Genomic DNA, 22,718 nt, shown 5'->3' on the forward strand with positions numbered 1-22,718 from the left:
TTTCTTGATTAACGGCGGTATGGTACCTCCAGCCGGCAGGCATTCAGATCAAGCTGGTAGGTTGCCGCGGTGGTAGGGCGTTTGGTCATGCCCATATCTGTGGCGTAGACCAGTAAACCCAAGCGGTGTCCAGCCAATAGATGATATGCAGTAGGTTGGAGTGCAAAATGTAACGTGACGAACTGATCGGGCGCCAACGGTTCATTTTGCCAAGGGGTGTGCCGGTTTTGCAGGTTCATGTGGCCCTTGGCAATTTGTTGACACTCGTTGGGCAGTTTGGCCAGCTTGAATTCTTTCACGTCGTCGGTGGCCCACTGATAGCCAAGCAGTTGACCGCCGGCTTGCAGGATGGCAGGATTCTCTTGCAGGCGCCGTTCTTTACCATAATCCACCGCCATACAGCTGATTTGACCAGCATCTTTATTCACGGCGACTTGAATCGTGACGGTCATGACACCATCAATGTAACGATCCTTTGTGAACGGCGCTGTAGTGAACAGCCGGCGGGTATGTTCATATACAGAAGGTTGTTGACTCATGAGTAATTGTTCCCAGGTATGGTCGTTTTGATCGCCAGCTAAGAATAAAGGCACGCCGTCGTCACGAAACGCCACGATTTCTTCTTGGCGGGGCGGGGCGGCCTGCAGATCATGACCGGTGAAGAAATATTGCGTCCGGGGTGTCGTCGGTGCACTCCAATCCGTATAACGATGCCAAGTTTCTGGTTTTGCATTATCTTGCACAGTCACATTTGGCAGGATTGTCGGTGCATCATTTTGAACATCCAGCAATTCATAACAGAACCACAGATTCATCATGTCCGTAAAATCAATGGATTGCATGTTGTTCATGTAAATGTGTTTACCCTGGTGCAGGAAAAGTTTCTTGTTGATCGGCAGATCCCGTAATTTAGCCCATAACCGCTCCACATTGCGGGGTTTCACATTCCAGTCTTCCAAGCCATGGACACTAATAAAATCGATTTTAATGCGGTCTGCCTGATTGCGGTAGTTGCGCGCATCCCAAAATGTATTGTAGTTACCCGTGTCCCGATCTTGGCCTTTCTTGAGATCTGCCATCATCTTGTCATAGATTGGTTTGATTCGGGCAAAGTCGGCGGCGTCCTTGCGGCGGGAGAAAGTATCCAAGGCCAGCACATCGGTGTCTTCCCCCTGACAATCCACAGGTGCCACCACTAAGCCATTTTCGCGATAGTAGTCATACCAGCTGGAAATGGCAGCTTCAGAGACGACGGTTTTCAATCCGGCCACCCCAGTGGTCGCGGCCGCGATGGCCAGTGTACCTAAGTATGATTTACCCGTCATGGCGACGTTGCCAGTACTCCACCAGGCTTTGATGGCGACGTTATCGGTGCGATTGGTATAAGCGACCCGATCACCGTGCAGCCATTCGATAATCGCAATAGTGGAGGCAGTTTCCTCTGGACCACCGGTGGTGCGAATGCCATCTGAACCCCGCGTACCGATTCCGCCAGCGTAGACCGTCGCAAAACCACGAGCAAGGAAGTAATCGTTTAAGGAATAAATGCCAGGATCCACCGGCAGTTCGCTGGCTTCCTTGGCTGTGCCGCTTGCTTGCCGCGCACTGGGCGGGGTTTGTTGCGGTGCGTGATAGGCGATATCTTCATAAGTAGTTTGGTTGGGAATCTTAGGCGTTAAACCCGCATTGACGTTATAGCTGACCGGAGCCATATCGTTGGTACCACGGAAATAGGGATTGGCTGTATACAAAACGGGTACTGCCAATCCGTGTTCAGTTTCCCGGGGGCGAAAAATGGTGGTTTGTAATAAGTCTCGCTGACCGTCTTCGTCAGTATCCAGATCGCTTTCCACATAGACGACTTCTCGAATGATGCGGCGGGTGTCAAAAACAGCCTGGCTCTTGCCATTGAAAATGACAAAATGCGGTTGCTCGCCCGCCCCAAAGAATTGATTAAAGAAGCCACGGCTAGTCAGGATATCCAGAAATGTCTGTCCGTTCTTCCCCCGAGTATTCAATAAGAGGTAAAACGCCGCCACCAGATCTGTCCCTTTGATGGGGTCGGCTTCAATTGTCGGTAATTGCCATTTAGCCATTGCACCAAGACTGTCTAAATCTGGGAAATCATCAGCCACAACAAAACCTAACAATTGCAATGCAGCAGTATAGAATTCAGTGCGGCGAATACTTGTTGGTTGGCCGGCGAGAAGATCAGCCAGGCTTGTATGGGCGTCTACCAGAATGCGATGCTCGCGATCCTGGACCTCACTATTTTCGTGTACTTCGGGGAAACAGCGAGAAAATAGGTATGCCAGCAGATCCGCTGGGGCTTGTTGGTTCCAATTGCGAGGTAAGAAGTGAATACTCTCAAGTTCACTAATCTGATTGGTCAGATCAGGGGTCAAGCGACCAAATTGGTTAAACTTCATCGATAATAATTCTCCTTTGGTTGTGCAGGGCACAGGGTTGCAAAAATGCGTTGACAAGGGTTCATCGTTTTGGCTACAATGAATCTCGTTGCTGCGACAGTGGCTCAGTTGGATAGAGCAACGGTCTTCTAAACCGTAGGTCGTGGGTTCGAACCCCACCTGTCGCATAAATTAATCATCACCAGACTGACGATCAGTCGCGGGCACGAACGGCGCAATGGTGCAGAATCCAACATTGGATTCGCAACCATTGTGCCGTTTTTTGTTTCAATCAATGATCAGCCAGTGATTTCATAAGTTTTGGTACCCACCGGACGACCGGTTTGGCGGTCAATGAATTGCAGTGAAATCGGATCTTTGGTCTTGAATGCATAAACCATCGCCCCAGTGCCCTCTTTATTAGGTGCGACCGAGGCATCTGCCGCCTCTGTCATTTTCCCCAACTTGCCGCGAGCATCGCTGTCAGATAAGGTGGCTTCTGTGAGGGGGGTGATATCTTTGGCCGGGGCATCCGTTTTTCCTTGCCGTAAAATGGTCAATTGTCGCCAAACGGCTGCAGGCGTCATCGCCGTGGCGCCATTATTGATAAATGTAAATTGGATAAAAAGGGCTGGTTGATCATCTTTGGCAGTAATGATTTTGGCATTGGTCAGCCGAAAAGTGATGGTCGGTGTGGAATAAGTGTCGTGACTAAACCGACTGGCCAGGGACAGTGAAGATGCTGAGGATAGTGAACTTGCTGATTTGGTGGTACTGGCTGACTTGGTTTTGGCTTTCTTTCGGGTGACGATTGCATGACGCACAGAAGATTGCTGGTTGGCATGGGGCGTGGCTGCTGGTTTGGGCTGGGTCAGTAACCATGCCAACCAGCCGCCAATCACGACGATCAATGCACCTGTGACAGCCAATGCCAGCCACCGGGTATGCCGTTGACGATCAGTATACTGATTGCGCCGTGTGCGCTGATTTGAACCTCGCCGCTTTGCCATGTCCATCCTCCCTCGTTGATGCTATTCGTTATTGTAGAATAGATAGCCGTCCAAACCAAGTAGAACAGCCGATTTTTCAGTATCGATGGTATAATGAAGTTCCTTGGCAGGGGCGCCTGGTTGAGATGATTTTGTCCAACCGACCAACACGGGAGCGAAACAGCACTGTTTCGCTCCCGTGTTTTATCTCTTGATACCTTTTCCAAAATGCGAATCTACGGTAGAATAAAACATGGTGATTAATGATGAAGAAGAAAACAATCAAAAAATTGTTGAAACAGCAGAACCAACGCACAGAGTATTTTTATATTCAGTTTTCTGACGGACGCACGCTGGAAGTGCCCGTACAAGTCTCTTCCAGCAATACCGCCGCCCACGACGATTTAGTGGACCGCATTGCCCATAAGACAGGCACCATGACCGGTCAAAATGGTCAAGTCTTTGATTTCAAGAAGATCATCCATTACGATGTGGAAGACACCCGGAGAGCAGGATTCGGTCAATAAACAGCATGATGATCATGCTGCTCGACCACTGAATAGCAATGTGCATGGCCCTGCCGTCCTAATTTGGGCGCAGGGCCATTGTGCGTCTCGGTGCTGACAACTTTTTCAACATGATTTGAGAAAGAAGAAAATGGAGGGAATACCAATGGGATTATTTTTCCACCGGCGTGATAAGAATCAGGAAGAACCTGTTGAAGAGGGAAAAACAAAGTCTGGTCTGCGGGAAGACCATGCCTTGTATTATGCCAAAGATAATCCACACCCCATTTGCAAGTATTGCTACGACACGAAACACGAAGAAAATGAGTTAGAAGGACCGGACTTCATCGGATTGTATACCTGTCCCAGTTGCGGCCGACAGTATCAAAGACGTGCGGACTAATACTGGATATACAATTTTGCTTGACACTGGGGTGCTTCTTTTGCTATGCTACTCTCGTTGTATTTGTGGACACTTTCCACATCTGCAACCGCTCAGGAAGGGGTTTAAGTGCGCAAGCCACCTCGACTGGCGAGTCTGAGAAAATTGGGAGGTGTAACTAATAATGTACGCGATTATTCAAACAGGCGGTAAGCAGTACAAAGTCGAAAAGGACGCTGCGATCTACGTCGAAAAGCTGGACGTTGAGGCCGGTGCCGCTGTCACATTTGACCAAGTGATCTTGGTCGGTGGTGATGACACAAAGATCGGCACGCCTTACGTTGATGGTGCCACTGTGACAGGAACTGTTGAAAAGCAGGGCAAGGAAAAGAAGGTTGTGACCTTCAAGTACAAGCCGAAGAAGCACAGTCATCAAAAGAAGGGTCACCGTCAGCCTTATACTAAGGTTGTCATCAATGCGATCAACGCGTAGTCACAATTGAATCTAAAATGAGGTGCAGTCGATGATAAAAGCAAGTTTTTATCGTGATTCAGAAGGCAACATCACAAAGTTTTCGGTGACCGGTCATGCGGATTCAGGCCCGTACGGGTACGATATTGTCTGTGCTGCGGTTTCGTCTGTGACGATTGGTACTGTAAACGGGATCGAAAGCCTAGCAGGAATTACGCCGGCGGTCCAGTCTGATGATAAGTCAGGCGGACTGCTCACTGCGTCGCTGCCCTCAGTCGTGGTTCAAGAAAAATTGACTATTGCTCAAATTTTACTCGAAAATTTATTACTTGAATTGCAAAGTATTCAAGATGAATACGGCCAATTCATTCACGTATCGACAACCCAACAATCACGGCCGGAAGAGGCTGTGTAGGGATTAAGTTTACGGAGGTGAAACCAATGTTGAAAATGAATTTGCAGTTCTTCTCTCACCATAAAGGGGGCGGCTCGACTGCCAACGGTCGTGATTCTGCTGGCCGTCGGTTAGGCGCTAAGCGGGCAGACGGTCAATTTGTGACCGCCGGTTCCATCCTTTATCGTCAACGCGGAACTCATATCCATCCCGGCACCAATGTTAAGATCGGTGGCGATGACACCCTCTTTGCAGTACAAGATGGTGTTGTGAAGTTTGAACGGTTGGGTAAGGACCGTAAGAAGGTTTCTGTTTATCCGGTAGCAGCCGCTGCTGAATAATCAGTCTCAGTCGGATACTAAACCGCTTCGGGACACCATGTCTCGGGGCGGTTTTGTTTTGGATCGACACGGGCAGCCACGATTGTCGGCACCCATTTGGGTTCCCCTGACTGGCCTTTTTTGCTATGATTGTACTGACAACAAATTGGAGGATACTACATGATTTCTGTTAACGATTTTAAAAATGGCCTGACCATTCTTGTCAATGGCGACTTATGGCGCGTCGTTGAATTTCAGCACGTAAAGCCAGGCAAGGGCTCTGCATTTGTCCGTTCAAAGCTGAAAAATTTGCGGACAGGAGCTGTCCAAGAAAAAACGTTCCGGGCTACTGAAAAAGTAGAGAAAGCACAAATTGATTCCCGGCAAATGCAATACTTGTATCAAGATGGTGACAACTATGTCTTCATGGATACCAATACCTATGAGCAGTTGGAATTGCCAGGTAGTGAAATTAAAAACGAATTGAACTACCTGAAAGAAAACATGAACGTCAATATTAACATGTTTGGTTCGGAAACATTGGGAATCGATTTGCCCAATACTGTCGATCTGACCGTGACAGCGACTGAACCCGGGATTCGGGGCGATACGTCCAGCGGCGGTTCCAAGCCGGCTACGTTGGAAACTGGGTTGATCGTTCAAGTGCCGTTCTTTATTAATCAGGGTGATGTATTGACGATTAATACGACCGACGGAACTTATATTTCACGGGCGAATAGTTAATCCAGGATACATTAGAATTGGAGGCTTGCCCTATGGCAGAAGATAAACGCATCATTTTGACCGCTGAGCCGGATCACTCCGGGGATATCGAAATTACCCCCGCCGTACTTGAAGTCGTTTTGGGTATTGCTGCCCAACAAGTAGATGGTGTCTATGCGATGCGGGGGTCCTTGGCCAACAACATCTCATCATTGCTTGGCAAGGACAGCCATGGTCACGGAGTCAAGATCACGACCCAGGATGATGGCCAACTCTTAGCGGATGTTTATGTCTATTTGCGTTACGGTGTCTCAGTGCCCAAGGTGGCATTGGCCATGCAAAAGAGTTTGCAAGAACAACTTTTGTTTATGACGGATTTGCAACTGGCTCAAGTGAACGTTCATGTCGAAGGTTTGGTGCCCGAGAAGGAAAGTAAGCCGGATCCAGACGCTTTATTCAAGGACCAAGACGACCCGGATACCGATGAGGATGATGCTGGGGAGGCCGCCCATGATTGATCGGCATGAGACGCGGGCACTAGCCTTCCAGACATTATTTAATGTGATGTTTGCGGATGGTGCTACGCAGCCGACGGATGTGTATCCGACTGTGTTCAGCTTGGCAGGCATCACGGAAAAGGATGTACCGGCGTATCTCGATGAATTGGTCACCGGCGTGTTAGCCCATCAACCTGATTTGGATACGACCATTAAAGCACATCTACGCAGTAATTGGCCGTTGACCCGAATCGAGCGGACTAGTTTAGTGATCCTGCGGTTGGGTGTTTACGAGCTGCAATATGAACCTGATTTGCCGACCAGTGTCATTTTGAATGAAATGATCGAGTTGGCCAAAGAATTTGGCGGCGATTCTGCGTCCCAATTCGTGAACGGTTTGCTTGCAGCAGTGGCCAAAAACCGGGATACAGCCCAAGCATAAAATTTGAGACACCGTACTGACGAACACCAAGGGTGAATTCTTGCGCTTGTGTTGTGTTTCGGGGTACGGTGTTTTTTAATTAAGAACAGGTGGTGGGCAATATGACAACAATAGTGGATGGCCGTGCCTTGGCCAATACGCTCATGGCAGAATTACAAAAGACAGTAACAGCACTGGCTCAGCAAGGTGTGATTCCGCAGTTGCGGATCGTTCAAGTGGGTGATGATCCTGCCAGTAATATTTATATCCGCAACAAACTACGTCGGGCTGAGAAGCTGGGGATTGATGCCCAAGTTGTTCATCTGAGCGCGACAATCTCGCAAGCAGACTTCATGCATGTATTGGCCCGGCTGAACGCTGATCCAACAGTTGATGCCTACATGGTGCAGGAACCGTTGCCGCCCCAGATTGACCAAAGCGCTGTGGTGGCGGCCATTGATCCGCAAAAGGATGCCGATGGGTTCACCCCTGTTAATTTCGGCCATCTGTGGCAGGGTGACCCAGGACCAGTTCCGGCTACCCCTGCAGGGATTATGGCGATCCTCGACCGTTATGAAGTGCCGATTCAAGGAAAGCGGGCGGTCGTGATTGGCCGCTCAAAGATTGTCGGGCGGCCATTAGCGGCAATGCTTTTGAACCGGGACGCCACCGTGACCATGGCTCATTCAAAGACTGTGAATTTACCCGCTGTGACCCGGGAAGCCGATATTTTAATTGCGGCGGTCGGTGTACCCCATTTTGTCACGGCCGACATGGTAAAAACCGGCGCGGTGGTTATTGATGTCGGGATTAATCGGACTGCCGAGGGCAAGGTCACTGGCGATGTGGACTTTGCGGCCGTAGCGCCTAAAACAGCACTGATTACACCAGTCCCTAGAGGAGTGGGTCCGATGACTGTGGCCATGTTAATGCAGCAAACAGTGAATTTGGCAAAGGAGCGTGTAGGGCATGAGTGAAGGGGCACCGGAGTATCTCACCATCACCGCACTTACCCAGTACATCAAGCGGAAATTTGATGTCGATCCGTATCTTGGGCGGGTGATGGTGACCGGGGAGATTTCTAATTTCCGCTCCCGGCCCGGCAATCAATACTTCAGTTTGAAGGATGAAAAGGCCAAAATTAATGCAATGATGTTTGCGAGTGATTTTGCCAAAGTGGCCTTTGTCCCTGAAGAAGGGATGAAGGTGGAGGCCGTGGGACGGGTGACTGTATACCCGCCGAATGGCAATTACCAGTTCTATGTCGAGGAAATGCAACCAGCCGGAGTCGGTGCACTGTATATCCGCTTTGAACAGCTGAAAAAGAAGTTGGCGGCGGAGGGTTTGTTTGATCGTACTAAACGGCCGTTGCCAGCTTTTCCGCGGCGGATCGGTGTGATTACCAGCCAGTCAGGAGCGGTGATCCGAGATATTTTGACTACCGCTGCCCGCCGTGATCCTTTGGCTCAAATCGTGTTATTTCCAGCCCAGGTTCAAGGGGACGCAGCCGCCGGATCCATTGTGCATCAGCTGCAGCGGGCGTTTATTCATCCCCGCTTGGATGTCTTGATTATCGGGCGGGGTGGCGGTTCGATCGAAGATTTGTGGCCGTTCAATGAAGAAAGCGTAGCCCGGGCGATTATTGAAAGCCCGATTCCCATCATCTCTTCTGTGGGTCATGAAACGGACACGACCATCGCGGATCTGGTAGCCGATGTGCGCGCCGCCACGCCGACTGCGGCAGCAGAATTGGCCACGCCGAATGTTGCGGATCTGTTATTGCGCATCCGTCAGTCGGCCAATACTTTGCAATCCGTGATGCAGCACGCGTTAACCAATTGGCGCAATCAAATGCAAAATTTGGTCAATGCCCCGGTGTTGCACCAACCGGAACGGCTTTATGCGTTACCCACTCAGCGACTGGATACATTGCGTACCCGCTTGATCAATACGACTCAAAGTCGTATTCAACGGACCCGGCAACAGGTCAATACACTGCAAACTGGGTTGTGGCGGCATAATCCTCAGAACCGGTTGGATCTCGCACAGCAACAGTTGGCTGATAACCAGCGGCGGCTGACGAATGTGGCCCATCATGGTTTGCAACAACAACGGCAACAGCTGGCTAATGCGATGCATGCCCTGGACTTACTGAGTCCTTTGCGAGTGCTGGATCGCGGCTATGCGTACGTGACTCTCCCAGACGGGACTGTCGTGCGTCAGGTGGCCCGTTTAGCCGCGGCGCAACCGGTAACGATTCATTTGGCCGATGGCACTGCCACAGCACAGGTGTTGAAGACAGAGAAGAAGGAAGGAGCGGCCCATGGTCACAAAGAAGAAACCGACTTTTGAAGAAAACATGAATGAGTTAACTACGATCGTGAATAAATTGGAGGGCGGCGATGTGCCTCTGGAAGAGGCCCTGGCCGAATTTGAAAAGGGCATTAAGTTGTCCCGCACTCTAGAAAAAACGTTAACCCAAGCAGAGCAATCAATGGCCAAAATCGTCACTGCTGATGGCAGTGAGCAGCCGTTGTCTCCAAAGGAGTCCGCAGATGAAGACAAAGCATCCGATGTCGATTCTGACCAGTAGTTGGTCAGAAGCCACTGAGCACTTCACGGCAGTGCTTAACCCATTTTTGCAAGAACAAATTGATACGGATGTCCACCAACAACCGTTGCATGACGCCATGGCATACACGTTGGCCAGCGGTGGCAAACGGTTACGGCCGGTTTTAGCTTGGGTAGTTTCCCAGTTAGGTCAATCCCCCGCCAATATTACGGACATGCTGTTTCCCACTGGAGCGATTGAGTTGATTCAAACTTATTCGCTCATTCATGATGATTTGCCTGCCATGGACAATGATAATTTGCGTCGGGGCAAGCCCAGCAATCATGTTAAATTTGGCGAGGCCCAGGCCATTTTAGCTGGAGACGGCTTATTAACTTTGGCCTTTTCATGGTTAGCGCGGGCGTCATTAAACAGTACAGATCGGGTCGCCATGGTCCAGGTATTAGCTAACGCAGCCGGTCCTGCGGGAATGGTAGCCGGTCAATCCCAAGATATGGTAGATACAGCCCAGCCAATTACCGCCGCGGAATTACAGCAATTGATCACCAATAAAACGGCTCAACTGATTGTTGGGTCCGTCCAAATTGGGGTGTTAGCGGCACATCTGACGACGGTACAACAGACCGCACTCACCCAATTTGCGCTACAGTTGGGCCGCGCCTTTCAAATTCGGGATGATATTCTGGATGTGACTGAAACGACGGCGCAATTGGGCAAAACGGCGGGGAAGGATATTGTGGAACAAAAGAATACGTATCCCAGTCACTTTGGCCTTGCCGGAGCGCAGGCGCAGTTTACTGACACGATCACCGCGGCTAAGGCGGTGTGGACACCGGCATTATTGGCATCGTTCAATTTAACCGTGATTCCGCCAGTTTTAGTCAGTTTAATGGATGCACTGGAAAAAGGGGTAAATAAATGAGTACCAAAGAACGGGTCGATGTACTCGCAGTGAATCAGGGCCTTTTTGCGTCTCGCGAACAAGCCAAACGGGCGATCATGGCTGGCGAAATCTATACCAGCGATATGCAGCGACTGGATAAGGCTGGTGTAAAAATTCCAGCGGATACTGAGCTGGTGCACAAGGGTCACAAATTACCCTATGTCAGCCGCGGAGGATTGAAATTAGCAAAAGCTAAAGACGTTTTCCACATGGATTTTCAGGACCAAATTGTCCTCGACATTGGTGCATCGACTGGCGGCTTCACCGATGTTGCGCTGCAAAACGGCGCTCGTCTGGTCTACGCGCTGGACGTGGGGTATAACCAACTGGCCTATTCACTGCGGGAAGATCCCCGGGTGGATGTGATGGAACGGGTCAATTTCCGGTACAGTAAACCCGAAGACTTTACGCATGGTGTGCCTAGTATTGCTGTGACTGATGTCTCGTTTATTTCGTTAGAATTGATCTTACCGCCGCTGAAGGCAATCTTGGCCCCCCATGGCCAGGCGGTGGTGCTGGTCAAACCCCAGTTTGAAGCTGGCCGAGAAAATGTGGGGAAGGGCGGCATTGTTCGAGATCCGGCGATTCACGTACAAGTATTGCAAAAGATTATTCAGTTCGCAGCAGCAGACGGGTATGCCATCACCGGATTAGATTTTTCACCAGTGACCGGCGGGTCTGGCAACATCGAGTTTCTGCTAGCTTTACAAAATGAACTTGATCCACAAACTTCTTTGCCCATGGACAGGATCGAATCCGTGGTGGATGCCGCCTGGGCGACATTGAAACATCCGGGGCAACACCATGAACACCGCTAATCGGCGCGGCTTGATCGCCAGACTCATCAGTGACCAGGTCATCACGCGGCAAATTCAATTGCGCCAAGTTTTGCAGCGTCACGCTGTTGTGACGACACAAGCCACCCTGTCCCGGGATCTGGCTGTATTGGGGGCCGTGAAAAGAGTGGATTCTCAAGGGCAATTACGCTATATGCTGCCTAATCCTTTACCCCCCGAAGCAGAACGTCGGTTAAAACGGGCACTTATCGCTGCCCAAGCGACTTTTGACCAACAAGCAGCCATGATCGCGATTCACACTCATCCTGGTGCTGCCCCCGCCGTGGCCACTACATTACGCATGCTGCCATTAACGGATGTCTTTATTGTTTTAAGCGATGATGCTGGCGTTTTACTAGTGTGTCGCGAGGAAGGCGGAGCTAAACGGGTCTTACAATGGTTGAAGAATTTGCAAGCCGCAACACTTTCTTCCCTCAGATAATTTGATATAATCATCATAGAGTACGCGAACAAGCGTTTGAAAGGTGAGGACCATGTTACAAGAACTCGTGATCCATGATTTCGCAATTATTGAACAATTATCTGTGGATTTCAGCCAGGGAATGACCGTTTTGACCGGTGAAACTGGCGCAGGTAAGTCTATTATTATCGACGCAGTGGGTATTTTGGTCGGTGGTCGCGGATCGGCGGACTTTATTCGCACTGGTACAAAGAAGGCGACAGTGGAAGGGATGTTTAGTATTCCACCCCATGCGGCCACTCAAGATTTATTGACCAAATTTGGGGTCAACACTGACGAGGATAGTGTGGTCCTTCAGCGGGAAATATTTTTAAGCGGTCGGAATGTGTGCCGGATCAATGGGCACTTGGTCAATACCAGTACACTTAAAGCGGTGGGAGAAACGCTGGTTGATATTCACGGTCAAAATGAACACCAGGAATTAATGCATCCAGAAAAGCATCTGGGGTTATTGGACCAGTACGCGGCAGATAAGCTTCAGCCGCTTTTGTCCGCTTATCAAGAGAGCTATGCGAATTGGCGTGATCTGAGCAAGCGGGTCAAGGAGCGGGTGGCCAATGAACGGGAATGGGCCCAGCGGTTGGACATGCTCCAATTTCAATCCGATGAGATCAATAATGCCCAATTGAAACCCACGGAAGAAGAGGAACTGACCAATGAGCGGGACCGGTTGAATCATTTTCAACAAATCCAAGAGGCCTTGGAGACCGGGTATGGTATTTTGAATGGCGGCGATGACGACAGCGATGGCGGTGGTGTGATCGACCAATTGGCGGTCGCCATGAGTGCCTTGCAAGATATTAGTCATCTGGATTCTCAGTATCAAAATATGAGTGAATCGCTGACAAATGCCTATTACGCGTTGCAAGATGTTGGTAGTGATTTGAATCATCAGCTGGACGGTTTGGAATGGGATGAGGGGCGTTTGGATAAAGTCGAAGATCGCTTGGCAACCATTCAGCAGTTGGAACACAAGTATGGCAGTACCATTCCAGAGGTCATTAAGTTTGGCCAGCAAGTCGATGATGAGTTGGCGGAAATGAATGATACAGGTGGTTCTAGCGATGAGTTGAAGCAAAAACTCGCTGAAGCAGAGAAAGAAGCGATGGCCCGGGCGCGTGCGTTGTCCGCTGCCCGGGTAGCGGCCGCCAAACAATTGAGCAAAGACATTCACCAGCAATTGGCTGATCTTTATATGGGCAAAGCTGTGTTTGATGTCCATTTTAATGTTCATGAAGACCAATTGGCGCCCACAGGGATTGATGGGGTAGAATTTTACATTCAAACCAATCCCGGTGAAAAATTGCGACCGCTGGCAAAAACAGCATCCGGCGGTGAATTGTCGCGAATCATGCTGGCCCTCAAGACAATTTTCTCCCAAGCCGACGGCGTGACGTCGATCATTTTTGATGAAGTGGACACCGGCGTTTCCGGTCGGGTTGCCCAAGCCATTGCAGAGAAGATCAGTCGGATTAGTCAACATTCGCAAGTACTGTGTATCACCCATCTGCCTCAAGTGGCTGCGATGGCGGATCATCAGGTACACATTCAGAAGCTAATCAAGAAGGGCCGCACGATGACGCAGTTAACGGCGCTGACAGGGACTGGTCGGGTTGAGGAGTTAGCTCGGATGCTGGCTGGGACCACCGTGACCAAGCTAACCTTGGAGCATGCGCAAGAACTGCTCCGGCTGGCCGAACAGGATCGTGCGCAACAGGCGAAGGAAAAAACGGCATAAAAAAAGAGGAGGAACTAATCCCCTCTTTGCAGGCCGTGCCAAAGCTGCGTAATCTCCGGCTGAGTGGCGCTGCGACGCGCAGCTAGTGCGTAGCCGCAGGCGTAGCAAGTGGTGACGGCGCTTTGAGCCCGCTGAGGAACGCGGTCTCAAAGTCGCCTAACAGCATATAAACTTGGCAAGACCGGCCAAGTTTATTGCTGTTCCCACCACTGAGCGCCACTCAGCCTCCGATTACTCCGCGTTGGCACTATAGCCAGTGACATCCAAAATGTTGTCTTTGCTTCAATTTATTGTCAATTGCGTATGTACTAATTAGACGGTCAGCTTAATCAGCTTCTTGTAATCGGGGTGCCGATGCCGCGCGTTGTAGTGAGTAAACTTGGTTCGCGGTGAATAGCCGGTATAGCCGTCGGTCGTCGCTGGTGAACAGCCACTGTGCACCATGGGGAGTGACAAATCCCGTGGCCGTCAACAAGGTGGGCGGGGCATCGAAGGTCAGGGTGACCTGGTAGTGCCGTTCACTGCTTTGTTGTAAAAAGATAGACACTTGGCTGGTGGGCATTTTTGCAGGTAATGACTCTGGTAAGGTGAACCATTGCTGCATCTGGTGGGTCATATGACTCTTGAAAGTGGTGAAGACCGATTGTTTATTTTCCATAACGCATTACGCCTCCCGAACAATTGTTTGCAACTATCATTATACGAACGGCTGTTCTAAAATGCAAGCAGAATTCAAGACATTTTTTGAGAAGCCTTACGCCTTGGTTTTAGGTGGCGGGGGTGCCAAGGGGGCCTTTGAAATTGGTGTGGCCCAAATACTCTGGGATATTCATCGCCTGCCCGCTGCCATTGTGGGCAGTTCGATTGGTGGATTGAATGGGGTGTTGCTGCAGGGCGGCCCGAATAAAGCGTGGGCGCGGTGGCAATCGATTACGGCGGCGGACGTCTTCGTCCATCCCCAGCGACCCTTGCGCGACACGTCTCCGTTACGACAAATGTTAATCGATTATGTGTCAGAGAATCCGTTGAACATCCCACTGTGGGTGACCGTCACCGAAATCCCCGGCGGTGGCCAGGTGGTACCAGTCGAAACCATTTCCCAGCAACTGACTGAGATAATAGGCGGCGGCAGTTTCTTTCCGCTATTGAAGCCGCAAAAAAAGAGGCACCGGTGGTTAACTGATGGCGGGATGTGGAATGATCTGCCGGTGTCAGTGGCTGGAAATTTGGGATATCGTCATGTGCTGGCCATTTATATTGCTGGTTATGGTCCCATTCATCCGCCACTGTCGGGCATGCAGGTGAAGCGTATCGACACGCCCTGGGAACTCGGTGGATTTTTGAATTTTAATCCGGTCCAAAGCCGTTACGGGTACCTTCTTGGCCGCCTCACCATAGTTCGGTTATTGGCCGGTGATACTGGTTGGTATACAATTGTCGCGCCCAACCTGGCGGAATGGCAAAGGGCAGTGTCTGCGCCTGGCTGGCAGGCTCTAATGGCGAGTCGCTCCGCTTGGTCGGCGGCTCTGGCCCATTGGTTTCCAGAGCTGAGCAGCGGTGCCGATCCGAGCGGTCAAATCACTGATCTTTTTCAAATTTATGCTGCCCAGCAGCATATTAATCCAGCCAAGACTTACATTGTGAGCACATTGGTGGACGCATTGAGAGCACCAGGACAGACAAATACTGTGAGAATCGTGAACCGTCGCTTACGCATTTTTCGGCCTCAGCGGCACGATCCATTGTACCAAGCATTACGGATACTCAGGAGGGAGTTTACTGATGGCACGCCAAAATAAGAGTGAACCGATTAAGTTCAAAATTGAAGAATCCATTGGCGTTTTGAGCAGCAGTACCAATGGTTGGCAAAAAGAATTGAATCTGGTTTCGTGGAATGATCAACCGCCGAAGTTTGATATTCGCAGTTGGTCACCAGATCATCTGAAGATGGGCAAGGGCATCACGTTTAGTAATGATGAGATGAATGCGCTCAAAGAGATTATCCAAAATGCAGGCTTGTAAGCGGTGCAGCACGGTGGGCACTTGCTAAATATCGCTCAATAGTCCAAAATAGTGGTTAAAAATCATTAGGGAGACAATCATTTGATGACAGATCGTGGAATGTTAATCGTGTTATCTGGTCCATCCGGTGTCGGTAAAGGAACGGTTCGGCAAGCCATGTTGGCGGACTCCTTCAAAGATTTTAAATATTCCGTCTCCATGACGACCCGCAAACCGCGGCCCGGCGAAAAAGACGGGGCGGATTATTTTTTTCGAACGAAAGAACAATTCCAACAGCACATTGCTGATGGAGAAATGTTAGAATGGGCCCGTTACGTCAATAACTACTATGGCACGCCCCTTGGCCCGGTGAATGCCACTTTGGATCAAGGTCAAGACGTCCTATTGGAAATTGAAGTGAACGGCGCCATGCAAGTCCGGGAGAAGTGTCCCGACGGTGTCTTTATCTTTCTCACGCCCCCTGATCTGCAAGAACTAAAACAGCGGATCGAGAAGCGGGGTACGGATGATGCCGCAACAATTCTGAAGCGGATGGAGAAGGCCCGCAACGAGATTAAGATGATGGAGAACTATGATTATGCCGTCGTCAATGATAAAGTAAACTTAGCTGTCAAACGGATCGAAGCGATCATCACCAGCGAGCACAATCGGGTGCCCCGGGTGATCGATCGGTACCGCAAAATGATTGGAGTGTAGTCGAAATGATTTCTTATCCTTCTATTGATGAATTACTCAAACGTTACGATTCCCGTTATTCGTTGGCTGTCTTGTCCGCCAAGCGGGCGCATCAACTGGAACAGGGCGAACCCAAGATGTTGGCCAGTTATGAATCACCGAAGTCAGTCGGTCAAGCCTTGGAAGAAATTGCCAAGGGCAAAGTCATCATTGATCCCAATTCAGTGTTGATGGAAGAGGAAGCCGAAAAGAAACTGAAGAAACAAGAAGAAAATCAGGATTAATGGGTTAAATGTCGGGGGTTCCTTGTCGCAATACGGTAAGGAACCCTCTTTTTAGGCATTATTGAAAGGAGTGGCGGGGGTGTCCAGTTTGCACATCACGCTTTACATCACTGGGGGAATTGCAGCGTATAAGGCGGCCAGTTTAGTTCGTTTATGGAAGAAGTCAGGGCATATGGTGCGGGTGGTTATGACGGAAAGTGCCACTAAATTTATTACCCCACTCACATTGGCTACATTGAGCCAAGAAGAAGTGGTCACGGATAATTTTGCTGAACCGCAACCAGGTGAGGTGTCGCACATTGCCTTGGCCGATTGGACGAATGTGGCGGTGGCTTATCCGGCGACGGCCAACTTCATTGCAGAGATCGCCAACGGTTTGGCGGGCAACATGGCCAGTACCACTTGGCTAGCGACTACTGCTCCGAAAATCGTTTTTCCAGCCATGAACGAGCATATGTTGAATCAAAGTGCGACCCAGCGTAATATTGTTCAACTGGCTACCGATGGCGTGACTGTGGCCCCCACAGACACGGGCTTTTTAGCTGAGGGTTACAAAGGGGAGGGGCGATTGTTATCTCCGGAAACGGCGCAGGAGTTTGTCACCTATGTGTTGAGCCGCGGCCAAGGGGTACTGCAAGACACCCAGGTTGTCATTACCGCTGGTGGCACGAAGGAAGCCATCGACCCGGTCCGGGAGCTTACAAATCGCTCCAGTGGCAAGATGGGTTATGCCCTGGCGGTGGCGGCTTTGGCTGCGGGCGCCAACGTGACTTTGATTAGTACCACTGGTCAGTTGCCTGCTTTCGGTATTAACTATATCCCGGTGGCTGATGCGCGGGAGATGCAGCAGGCCTTAACGGATCATTTTGATACCACTGACATTGTGATCATGGCCGCGGCGGTGGCGGATTGGCGGCCACGAGCCGTCGCCCAGGAAAAACTGAAGAAGCAACCGGGTCAGGAAACCTGGCATCTTGATTTGGTGCGCAATCCAGACATATTGGCGCACTTAGGGACGATTAAAACACATCAGTTCTTAGTGGGCTTTGCTGCTGAGACCCAGGACCTTTTAGCCAATGCCACTAAGAAGCTATCTAGTAAACGGGCAGATATGCTTGTCGCCAATAACGTGGGCGGCGATGGCGTGGGTTTTGGTGCAGACAATAATGCGGTGACTGTACTTCAGCCAGATGCAGCCCCCATTTCTTTAAGCAAAGCACCAAAAACGGAAATTGCGGTCCAATTGATCAACATCATTGGCCGCGCCCAATCAGCTCAGCAATAATTCAAGGAGGGAACGAAAATGGCGCAAATTGCCCGGGTCGTGGTGGATGTGGCGACACGGCAGACAGATCAACCATACGATTATGCCATTCCAGATAGTCTGACGGGCCAAGTCGAGCCTGGGATGCGGGTGGTCGTTCCCTTTGGTCGCCGCAAAGTACAAGGATTTGTCGTTGCACTGCAAGCCCAGGCTGACTTTAATGGCAAACTAAAACCCATTCAGTCGGTGATGGATCTCGAGCCGGTATTAAATCCCGAGTTACTCGCACTTTCCAAATGGGTGGCGCACACTACCTTTTCTTTTTGGATGACTACGATGCAAACTATGCTTCCCGCAGCGATGAAAGCCAGTTATGCCCGGCAGCTCATCCGCACGGCACCATTACCTGCAGCTGGCCAAGCGCTGTTTGGCGATAGGGACACAATTCCTTATCCCGAGACGCTTACCCCTGTCCAGGCCAAGCAGTTGCGGCAATGGCTGCAACAGGATCTGGTGCGGTTAGAATATGTGGTCAAAAATAAAGCCCGGGCAAAAACCCGCCAAGGGGTCCGTTTACCTGACGCAGCCAAGTTGGCCAGTACGGCCCAGACCTTATCTCCCCGAGCCAAGGGTCAGCGACAATTGCTGGCGGGCATCCAGGCTGCACCATTTAGTGGTGCGTTACCCATCACGACAGTGGCCAAACAATATGATGTGTCTCCGAGTGTCGTGGAGGCTGCCCGGACAGCCGGTTGGTTGTTGCCAGCAGTGATTGAAGTGCGCCGTAATCCCTTAGATCTGGCTGTCAAGCGGGATCAGCCCAAAAAGCTGACTGCAGATCAGCAAAAGGCTGCGGGTCAATTCATTGCCGCTGTCACAGAACGCCAACCGCGCACATTTCTCTTGGAAGGAGTCACTGGCTCTGGCAAAACCGAAGTCTACTTACAAACCATTCAACAAGCGCTGAATCAAGGGCGCACCGCGTTGATGCTGGTGCCGGAAATTGCCTTAACGCCCCAGATGGTTCATCGGGTCCACGCCCGCTTCGGCAGTGCCGTCGCTGTCTTGCACAGCGGCTTATCCGATGGCGAAAAATATGACGAATGGCGGCGTATTCAACACCATCAAGCCCAAATCGTTGTGGGCGCCCGGTCTGCGGTCTTTGCACCGTTAACTCACATTGGCGTCATCATTATTGACGAGGAACACGAAACGTCTTATAAGCAGGAAGATTCACCGCGCTATCATGCCCGCAATGTCGCACTGAAACGGGCGAAGACATTTCATTGTCCAGTGATTCTGGGCAGTGCGACACCGTCTCTGGAGTCCCGTGCGCGCGCGGAAAAGAATGTTTATACGCTGGTGCGGCTGCCGGAGCGGATCAACCGAAAGCCGCTGCCCCCGGTGCATGTGATCGATATGCGAGAGAATACCGGCAATCGGGTTCAGCCGGATTTTTCGCCAGAATTGTTAACCGCGTTGAATACGACATTAGCGCGGCATGAACAAAGTGTCTTATTATTAAATCGGCGCGGTTATTCGACTCAAGCCATGTGCCGGAATTGTGGTTGGATCGCCCGCTGCCCGAATTGCGATATTTCATTGACAGTACACAGGTCTCAGCATGAATTAGTGTGCCATTACTGCGGCCATAAAGAGCCAATTCCCACTCGATGCCCCGTGTGCCACAGCGATAAGATTCGTTTCTTTGGATCTGGAACCGAAAAGATTCAAGACCAACTACAAGAGATTCTTCCCGCGGCCCGAATTCTGCGGATGGATGTGGATACGACCCGCAAAAAAGGCGGCCATGCCAAAATCTTGAAGGCTTTCGGCGAACAAAAGGCCGACATTTTGTTGGGCACTCAGATGATCGCTAAAGGATTGGATTATCCGACGGTGACACTGGTCGGGGTGATCAACGCGGATACTGCGTTAGGTTTGCCGGACTTTCGGGCCAGCGAACGCACTTTTCAATTGCTGACCCAGGTGGCTGGCCGAGCGGGACGAGGCGACAAACCAGGTCAAGTGATCATTCAGACGTACAATCCCGATCATTACGCCATTCAATACGCGGCGAAACAGGACTATGAGGGCTTCTTCAAGCGGGAAATGTTTGTCCGTCACCAAGGCAAATATCCGCCATATTACTACACCGTCTTGCTAACGATTTCAGCACCGCAGGAAACCGTCACGGCTCAAGAGGCCTACCGGATTGCCAATGATTTGAAACCATTACTCAGCCCGACCGCGATTGTGCTCGGCCCAACCCCGCGCAGCATCACCAGAATCAATAACCGGTATTATTATCAAATCCTAGTCAAATTCAAGAAAGAACCTGCTCTGGGCCGCGGATTGCATAACCTATTGCAGAATTCCCAAAGTCTCATTAAAAGCAAAGTTCAAGTCGCCATCGACTTTGAACCGCAGCAAATCATGTAAATTTTTCCAACCTATCATTAAAAAAGGAGTCAAGAATTAATGACATCAGTCGTTTTTATGGGAACACCCGATTTTTCAGTCCCTGTATTGCAGGGTCTCGTCGATAAACATTACGACATTAAAGCCGTTGTAACCCAACCAGATAAAGCCGTGGGGCGCAAACAGCGGTTGCAATCGTCACCTGTCAAAAAATTAGCAACTGAACTGCATTTACCCGTACTGCAGCCCAGCAAGCTATCTGGCAGTCCCGAGATGGCCCAAATTATTGCCGCTCAACCGGATTTGATCATCACTGCCGCCTTCGGCCAGTTTTTACCCACCAAACTGCTCCAGGCCGCCAAAATCGCCGCTATCAATGTCCATGGCAGTCTTTTGCCCGCTTATCGCGGCGGCGCGCCGATTCAACGATCCATCATGAACGGAGATGCGGAGACCGGCATTACGATCATGTTTATGGCCAAAAAAATGGATGCCGGGGATATTATTGCGCAAAAAGCATTGCCCATTGCCGATGATGATGATTCCGGGACTTTATTCGCCAAGTTAAGCATTGTCGGTCGGGACTTGTTATTGGCCCAATTACCTTTCATCATCCACGGTGAAGCCAAGCGTATTCCTCAGGACGAGACCAAGGTGTCGTTTGCCTATAACATTAAGCCGGAAGAAGAAGAACTCGGTTTCAATCATTCTGCCATCGCGTTAGAACGCCAGATTCGGGCATTGCGTCCCGATCCCGGTGCTTATTTGCGGCATGATGGTCAACGGATCAAAGTTTGGGCGGCCATTGTGCGTGAAGACCCGGACAACCATGTCCCGGGCACCGTCATTACGCGGACCAAACATGAGTTAGCGATTGCCTGTGCCACCGGCGCTTTAGTGATCACCAAGCTCCAACCCGCTGGTAAGGCTGAGATGCCGATCACGAGTTATTTGAATGGTGCGGGTCAACATGTATCCGTGGGCGATAAGTTTGTGGATGGTGCTGATGAGTAAAATTAATCCCGGTCGGCAATTAGCCGTGGCAGTCTTAACCGCAGTCGATACGCAGGGCGCATACGCCAATATTGCGTTGGATGAAGCCCTCCGGCATACCCACATTAGCAGTGTGGACGCGGGTTTAGCCACCACGATCGTTTATGGCGTGCTGCAGCATCAGTTGACACTAGATTGGCAACTGGCACCGTTTTACACCGGCAAAAAGATCAAACCGTGGGTCCGGATCGTTTTGTGGACGGCACTGTACCAAATGCAGTATTTGGATCGGGTACCAGATCGTGCGATCTTTTTTGACAGTACCGAAATTGCCAAGGAGCAAGGCAATCCCGGGTTGGCCAGTTTGGTCAACGGTGTGTTGCGTAACGCACAGCGTAAGGGCTTCCGCCAACCGGAATCGATCAAAGATCCCGTTGAACGTCTAAGCATTACGGCCAGCTTGCCACGGTGGCTCGTTCAACAACTGCTGGCCATTTATGGGCTGGAAAAAACTGCGAAAATTGCTGCTAGCGTGAATTCTTTACCGCGACCGGCCTTGCGGATGAATACCCCCGCCTATTCAGTGGCTGAGATTCAGCAGTCTCTCGCGGCCGAGCATATTACGACCCAGCCTAGTCAGGTCAGTCCGGTGGGGCTGGTGGCCGATGGCGGCCATTTAGCCGCAACGGCTGCTTTTCGCGACGGAATGGTGACATTACAGGATGAAAGCTCCATGTTAGTGGCGCCTACCCTGGATATCCAACCCGATGATCAGGTTTTAGACGCCTGTGCGGCACCAGGGGGCAAAACAACCCATATTGCCAGTTTTTTGGACGCCCAAGTGGGTGGTCGGGTGACTGCGTTGGATATTCATGCCCACAAGGTTCAACTGATTATGCAAAATGCCAAACGGCTGCACATGACGGACCGGATTGAGGCCGAAACATTGGATGCCCGGGCGGCAGCGGCGCATTTTGGCACCGGTAAGTTTTCCAAAATACTCGTGGATGCGCCCTGTTCTGGCTTAGGTTTGCTGCGCAGAAAGCCGGAAATCCGGTATACTAAGAATGCACAGGATATTGCCCACTTACCGGCGATTCAGGGAGCCATCCTGGACGCCGTGGCGCCGACGTTAACGGCTGGTGGGACATTGGTGTATAGTACCTGCACTATTTTACCAGCGGAAAACCAAGAAGTAGTCACTGCTTTTTTGCAGCGCCATCCTGATTTCCACCAAGTACCCACCACACCGATTCCGGCGCAAATTAAGGCGACTTCGATTTCGCCAGCGCTTCAGCTGACGCCGGATGATTGCGGCAGTGACGGCTTTTTCATTGCCAAATTAGTCAAGAACAACATTCAATAGTGAGGTGTCAC

The 22,718-nt window shown here is 50.7% G+C and carries 26 protein-coding genes, 1 tRNA gene and 1 other annotated feature; of the genes, 24 read left to right on the forward strand and 3 right to left on the reverse strand.

Annotated elements, in window-relative coordinates; all coding sequences use genetic code 11:
• Positions 1-8 precede the first annotated feature (8 nt).
• Positions 9-2,429: a Xaa-Pro dipeptidyl-peptidase gene (locus tag FD09_RS07085; protein WP_057819769.1), complete on the reverse strand. Its 2,421-nt coding sequence runs from the start codon at positions 2,427-2,429 to the stop codon at positions 9-11.
• Between the two features lie 93 nt (positions 2,430-2,522).
• Between FD09_RS07085 and FD09_RS07090 the strand changes: the two genes are divergently transcribed.
• Positions 2,523-2,596, forward strand: a tRNA-Arg gene (locus FD09_RS07090).
• A gap of 111 nt (positions 2,597-2,707) precedes the next feature.
• On the opposite strand, the gene FD09_RS07095 is transcribed toward FD09_RS07090, so the two are convergent.
• On the reverse strand, positions 2,708-3,418 hold the full coding sequence (locus tag FD09_RS07095) for a DUF5067 domain-containing protein (RefSeq protein WP_057819771.1): 711 nt from the start codon (positions 3,416-3,418) through the stop codon (positions 2,708-2,710).
• 242 nt (positions 3,419-3,660) lie between these two features.
• On the opposite strand from FD09_RS07095, the gene FD09_RS07100 reads away from it, so the two are divergent.
• The 15 genes from FD09_RS07100 (at position 3,661) to recN (ending at position 13,682) form a co-directional block, all read left to right on the forward strand.
• The gene (locus tag FD09_RS07100) at positions 3,661-3,924 is read left to right on the forward strand and encodes a hypothetical protein (RefSeq protein ID WP_157053710.1); all 264 of its coding nucleotides are present in this window, start codon (positions 3,661-3,663) and stop codon (positions 3,922-3,924) included.
• A gap of 145 nt (positions 3,925-4,069) precedes the next feature.
• Complete coding sequence (locus FD09_RS07105) at positions 4,070-4,306, forward strand: hypothetical protein (RefSeq protein ID WP_057819775.1); 237 nt, start codon at positions 4,070-4,072, stop codon at positions 4,304-4,306.
• Positions 4,307-4,382: 76 nt separating this feature from the next.
• Positions 4,383-4,453, forward strand: a sequence feature (ribosomal protein L21 leader region).
• Positions 4,454-4,469: 16 nt separating this feature from the next.
• Positions 4,470-4,778 carry a 50S ribosomal protein L21 gene (gene rplU, locus FD09_RS07110; RefSeq protein WP_057819777.1) on the forward strand — a complete coding sequence of 103 codons (309 nt, stop codon included), beginning with the start codon at positions 4,470-4,472 and terminating at the stop codon, positions 4,776-4,778.
• 31 nt (positions 4,779-4,809) lie between these two features.
• On the forward strand, positions 4,810-5,172 hold the full coding sequence (locus FD09_RS07115) for a ribosomal-processing cysteine protease Prp (RefSeq protein WP_057819779.1): 363 nt from the start codon (positions 4,810-4,812) through the stop codon (positions 5,170-5,172).
• 26 nt (positions 5,173-5,198) lie between these two features.
• Positions 5,199-5,492 (forward strand): 50S ribosomal protein L27, encoded by a 294-nt coding sequence (gene rpmA, locus FD09_RS07120; RefSeq protein ID WP_057819781.1) that lies wholly within the window; start codon positions 5,199-5,201, stop codon positions 5,490-5,492.
• A gap of 159 nt (positions 5,493-5,651) precedes the next feature.
• Positions 5,652-6,215, forward strand: coding sequence for an elongation factor P (gene efp, locus FD09_RS07125; protein WP_057819783.1), 564 nt, complete (start codon positions 5,652-5,654; stop codon positions 6,213-6,215).
• Between the two features lie 32 nt (positions 6,216-6,247).
• On the forward strand, positions 6,248-6,712 hold the full coding sequence (locus FD09_RS07130) for an Asp23/Gls24 family envelope stress response protein (protein ID WP_057819785.1): 465 nt from the start codon (positions 6,248-6,250) through the stop codon (positions 6,710-6,712).
• Entirely contained in the window at positions 6,705-7,133 is a 429-nt protein-coding gene (gene nusB, locus FD09_RS07135) for a transcription antitermination factor NusB (RefSeq protein WP_057819787.1), read from the forward strand. Before FD09_RS07130 ends, nusB begins: the two co-directional genes overlap by 8 nt.
• Before the next feature lie 101 nt (positions 7,134-7,234).
• The gene (locus tag FD09_RS07140) at positions 7,235-8,089 is read left to right on the forward strand and encodes a bifunctional 5,10-methylenetetrahydrofolate dehydrogenase/5,10-methenyltetrahydrofolate cyclohydrolase (RefSeq protein WP_057819789.1); all 855 of its coding nucleotides are present in this window, start codon (positions 7,235-7,237) and stop codon (positions 8,087-8,089) included.
• The gene (xseA, locus tag FD09_RS07145; protein ID WP_057819791.1) at positions 8,082-9,464 is read left to right on the forward strand and encodes an exodeoxyribonuclease VII large subunit; all 1,383 of its coding nucleotides are present in this window, start codon (positions 8,082-8,084) and stop codon (positions 9,462-9,464) included. The genes FD09_RS07140 and xseA overlap by 8 nt, the downstream gene beginning before the upstream one ends.
• Positions 9,436-9,705, forward strand: coding sequence for an exodeoxyribonuclease VII small subunit (locus FD09_RS07150; RefSeq protein ID WP_057819793.1), 270 nt, complete (start codon positions 9,436-9,438; stop codon positions 9,703-9,705). Before xseA ends, FD09_RS07150 begins: the two co-directional genes overlap by 29 nt.
• Positions 9,668-10,606, forward strand: coding sequence for a polyprenyl synthetase family protein (locus tag FD09_RS07155; RefSeq protein WP_162261488.1), 939 nt, complete (start codon positions 9,668-9,670; stop codon positions 10,604-10,606). The genes FD09_RS07150 and FD09_RS07155 overlap by 38 nt, the downstream gene beginning before the upstream one ends.
• Entirely contained in the window at positions 10,603-11,445 is an 843-nt protein-coding gene (locus tag FD09_RS07160) for a TlyA family RNA methyltransferase (protein ID WP_057819797.1), read from the forward strand. The genes FD09_RS07155 and FD09_RS07160 overlap by 4 nt, the downstream gene beginning before the upstream one ends.
• Complete coding sequence (locus FD09_RS07165) at positions 11,432-11,905, forward strand: arginine repressor (RefSeq protein ID WP_057819799.1); 474 nt, start codon at positions 11,432-11,434, stop codon at positions 11,903-11,905. Before FD09_RS07160 ends, FD09_RS07165 begins: the two co-directional genes overlap by 14 nt.
• Positions 11,906-11,957: 52 nt before the next feature.
• Positions 11,958-13,682 (forward strand): DNA repair protein RecN, encoded by a 1,725-nt coding sequence (gene recN, locus FD09_RS07170; protein WP_057819801.1) that lies wholly within the window; start codon positions 11,958-11,960, stop codon positions 13,680-13,682.
• Positions 13,683-14,007: 325 nt separating this feature from the next.
• Here the strand turns inward: recN and FD09_RS07175 are convergent, their stop codons facing one another.
• Positions 14,008-14,340 carry a hypothetical protein gene (locus FD09_RS07175; RefSeq protein ID WP_057819804.1) on the reverse strand — a complete coding sequence of 111 codons (333 nt, stop codon included), beginning with the start codon at positions 14,338-14,340 and terminating at the stop codon, positions 14,008-14,010.
• A gap of 61 nt (positions 14,341-14,401) precedes the next feature.
• On the opposite strand from FD09_RS07175, the gene FD09_RS07180 reads away from it, so the two are divergent.
• The 8 genes from FD09_RS07180 to rsmB all read left to right on the forward strand — a co-directional run bounded on the left by FD09_RS07180 (position 14,402) and on the right by rsmB (position 22,707).
• On the forward strand, positions 14,402-15,481 hold the full coding sequence (locus FD09_RS07180; protein ID WP_057819806.1) for a patatin-like phospholipase family protein: 1,080 nt from the start codon (positions 14,402-14,404) through the stop codon (positions 15,479-15,481).
• Positions 15,465-15,704 (forward strand): YdbC family protein, encoded by a 240-nt coding sequence (locus FD09_RS07185; RefSeq protein WP_057819808.1) that lies wholly within the window; start codon positions 15,465-15,467, stop codon positions 15,702-15,704. The genes FD09_RS07180 and FD09_RS07185 overlap by 17 nt, the downstream gene beginning before the upstream one ends.
• Positions 15,705-15,788: 84 nt before the next feature.
• Positions 15,789-16,400, forward strand: a complete 612-nt coding sequence (gene gmk, locus FD09_RS07190; protein WP_057819811.1) for a guanylate kinase — start codon at positions 15,789-15,791, stop codon at positions 16,398-16,400.
• Between the two features lie 5 nt (positions 16,401-16,405).
• The gene (gene rpoZ, locus FD09_RS07195; RefSeq protein ID WP_057819813.1) at positions 16,406-16,663 is read left to right on the forward strand and encodes a DNA-directed RNA polymerase subunit omega; all 258 of its coding nucleotides are present in this window, start codon (positions 16,406-16,408) and stop codon (positions 16,661-16,663) included.
• Between the two features lie 79 nt (positions 16,664-16,742).
• Positions 16,743-17,948: a bifunctional phosphopantothenoylcysteine decarboxylase/phosphopantothenate--cysteine ligase CoaBC gene (gene coaBC / locus FD09_RS07200; protein WP_157053711.1), complete on the forward strand. Its 1,206-nt coding sequence runs from the start codon at positions 16,743-16,745 to the stop codon at positions 17,946-17,948.
• 18 nt (positions 17,949-17,966) lie between these two features.
• The gene (gene priA / locus FD09_RS07205; RefSeq protein ID WP_057819816.1) at positions 17,967-20,369 is read left to right on the forward strand and encodes a primosomal protein N'; all 2,403 of its coding nucleotides are present in this window, start codon (positions 17,967-17,969) and stop codon (positions 20,367-20,369) included.
• Positions 20,370-20,408: 39 nt separating this feature from the next.
• A complete protein-coding gene (fmt, locus tag FD09_RS07210; protein WP_057819818.1) occupies positions 20,409-21,362 on the forward strand; it encodes a methionyl-tRNA formyltransferase in 954 nt (317 codons plus the stop codon).
• Positions 21,355-22,707, forward strand: a complete 1,353-nt coding sequence (gene rsmB / locus FD09_RS07215) for a 16S rRNA (cytosine(967)-C(5))-methyltransferase RsmB (RefSeq protein ID WP_057819820.1) — start codon at positions 21,355-21,357, stop codon at positions 22,705-22,707. The genes fmt and rsmB overlap by 8 nt, the downstream gene beginning before the upstream one ends.
• The last annotated feature ends 11 nt before the right edge of the window (positions 22,708-22,718 follow it).

Source organism: Schleiferilactobacillus perolens DSM 12744, from assembly GCF_001435585.1.
GTDB lineage: Bacteria > Bacillota > Bacilli > Lactobacillales > Lactobacillaceae > Schleiferilactobacillus > Schleiferilactobacillus perolens.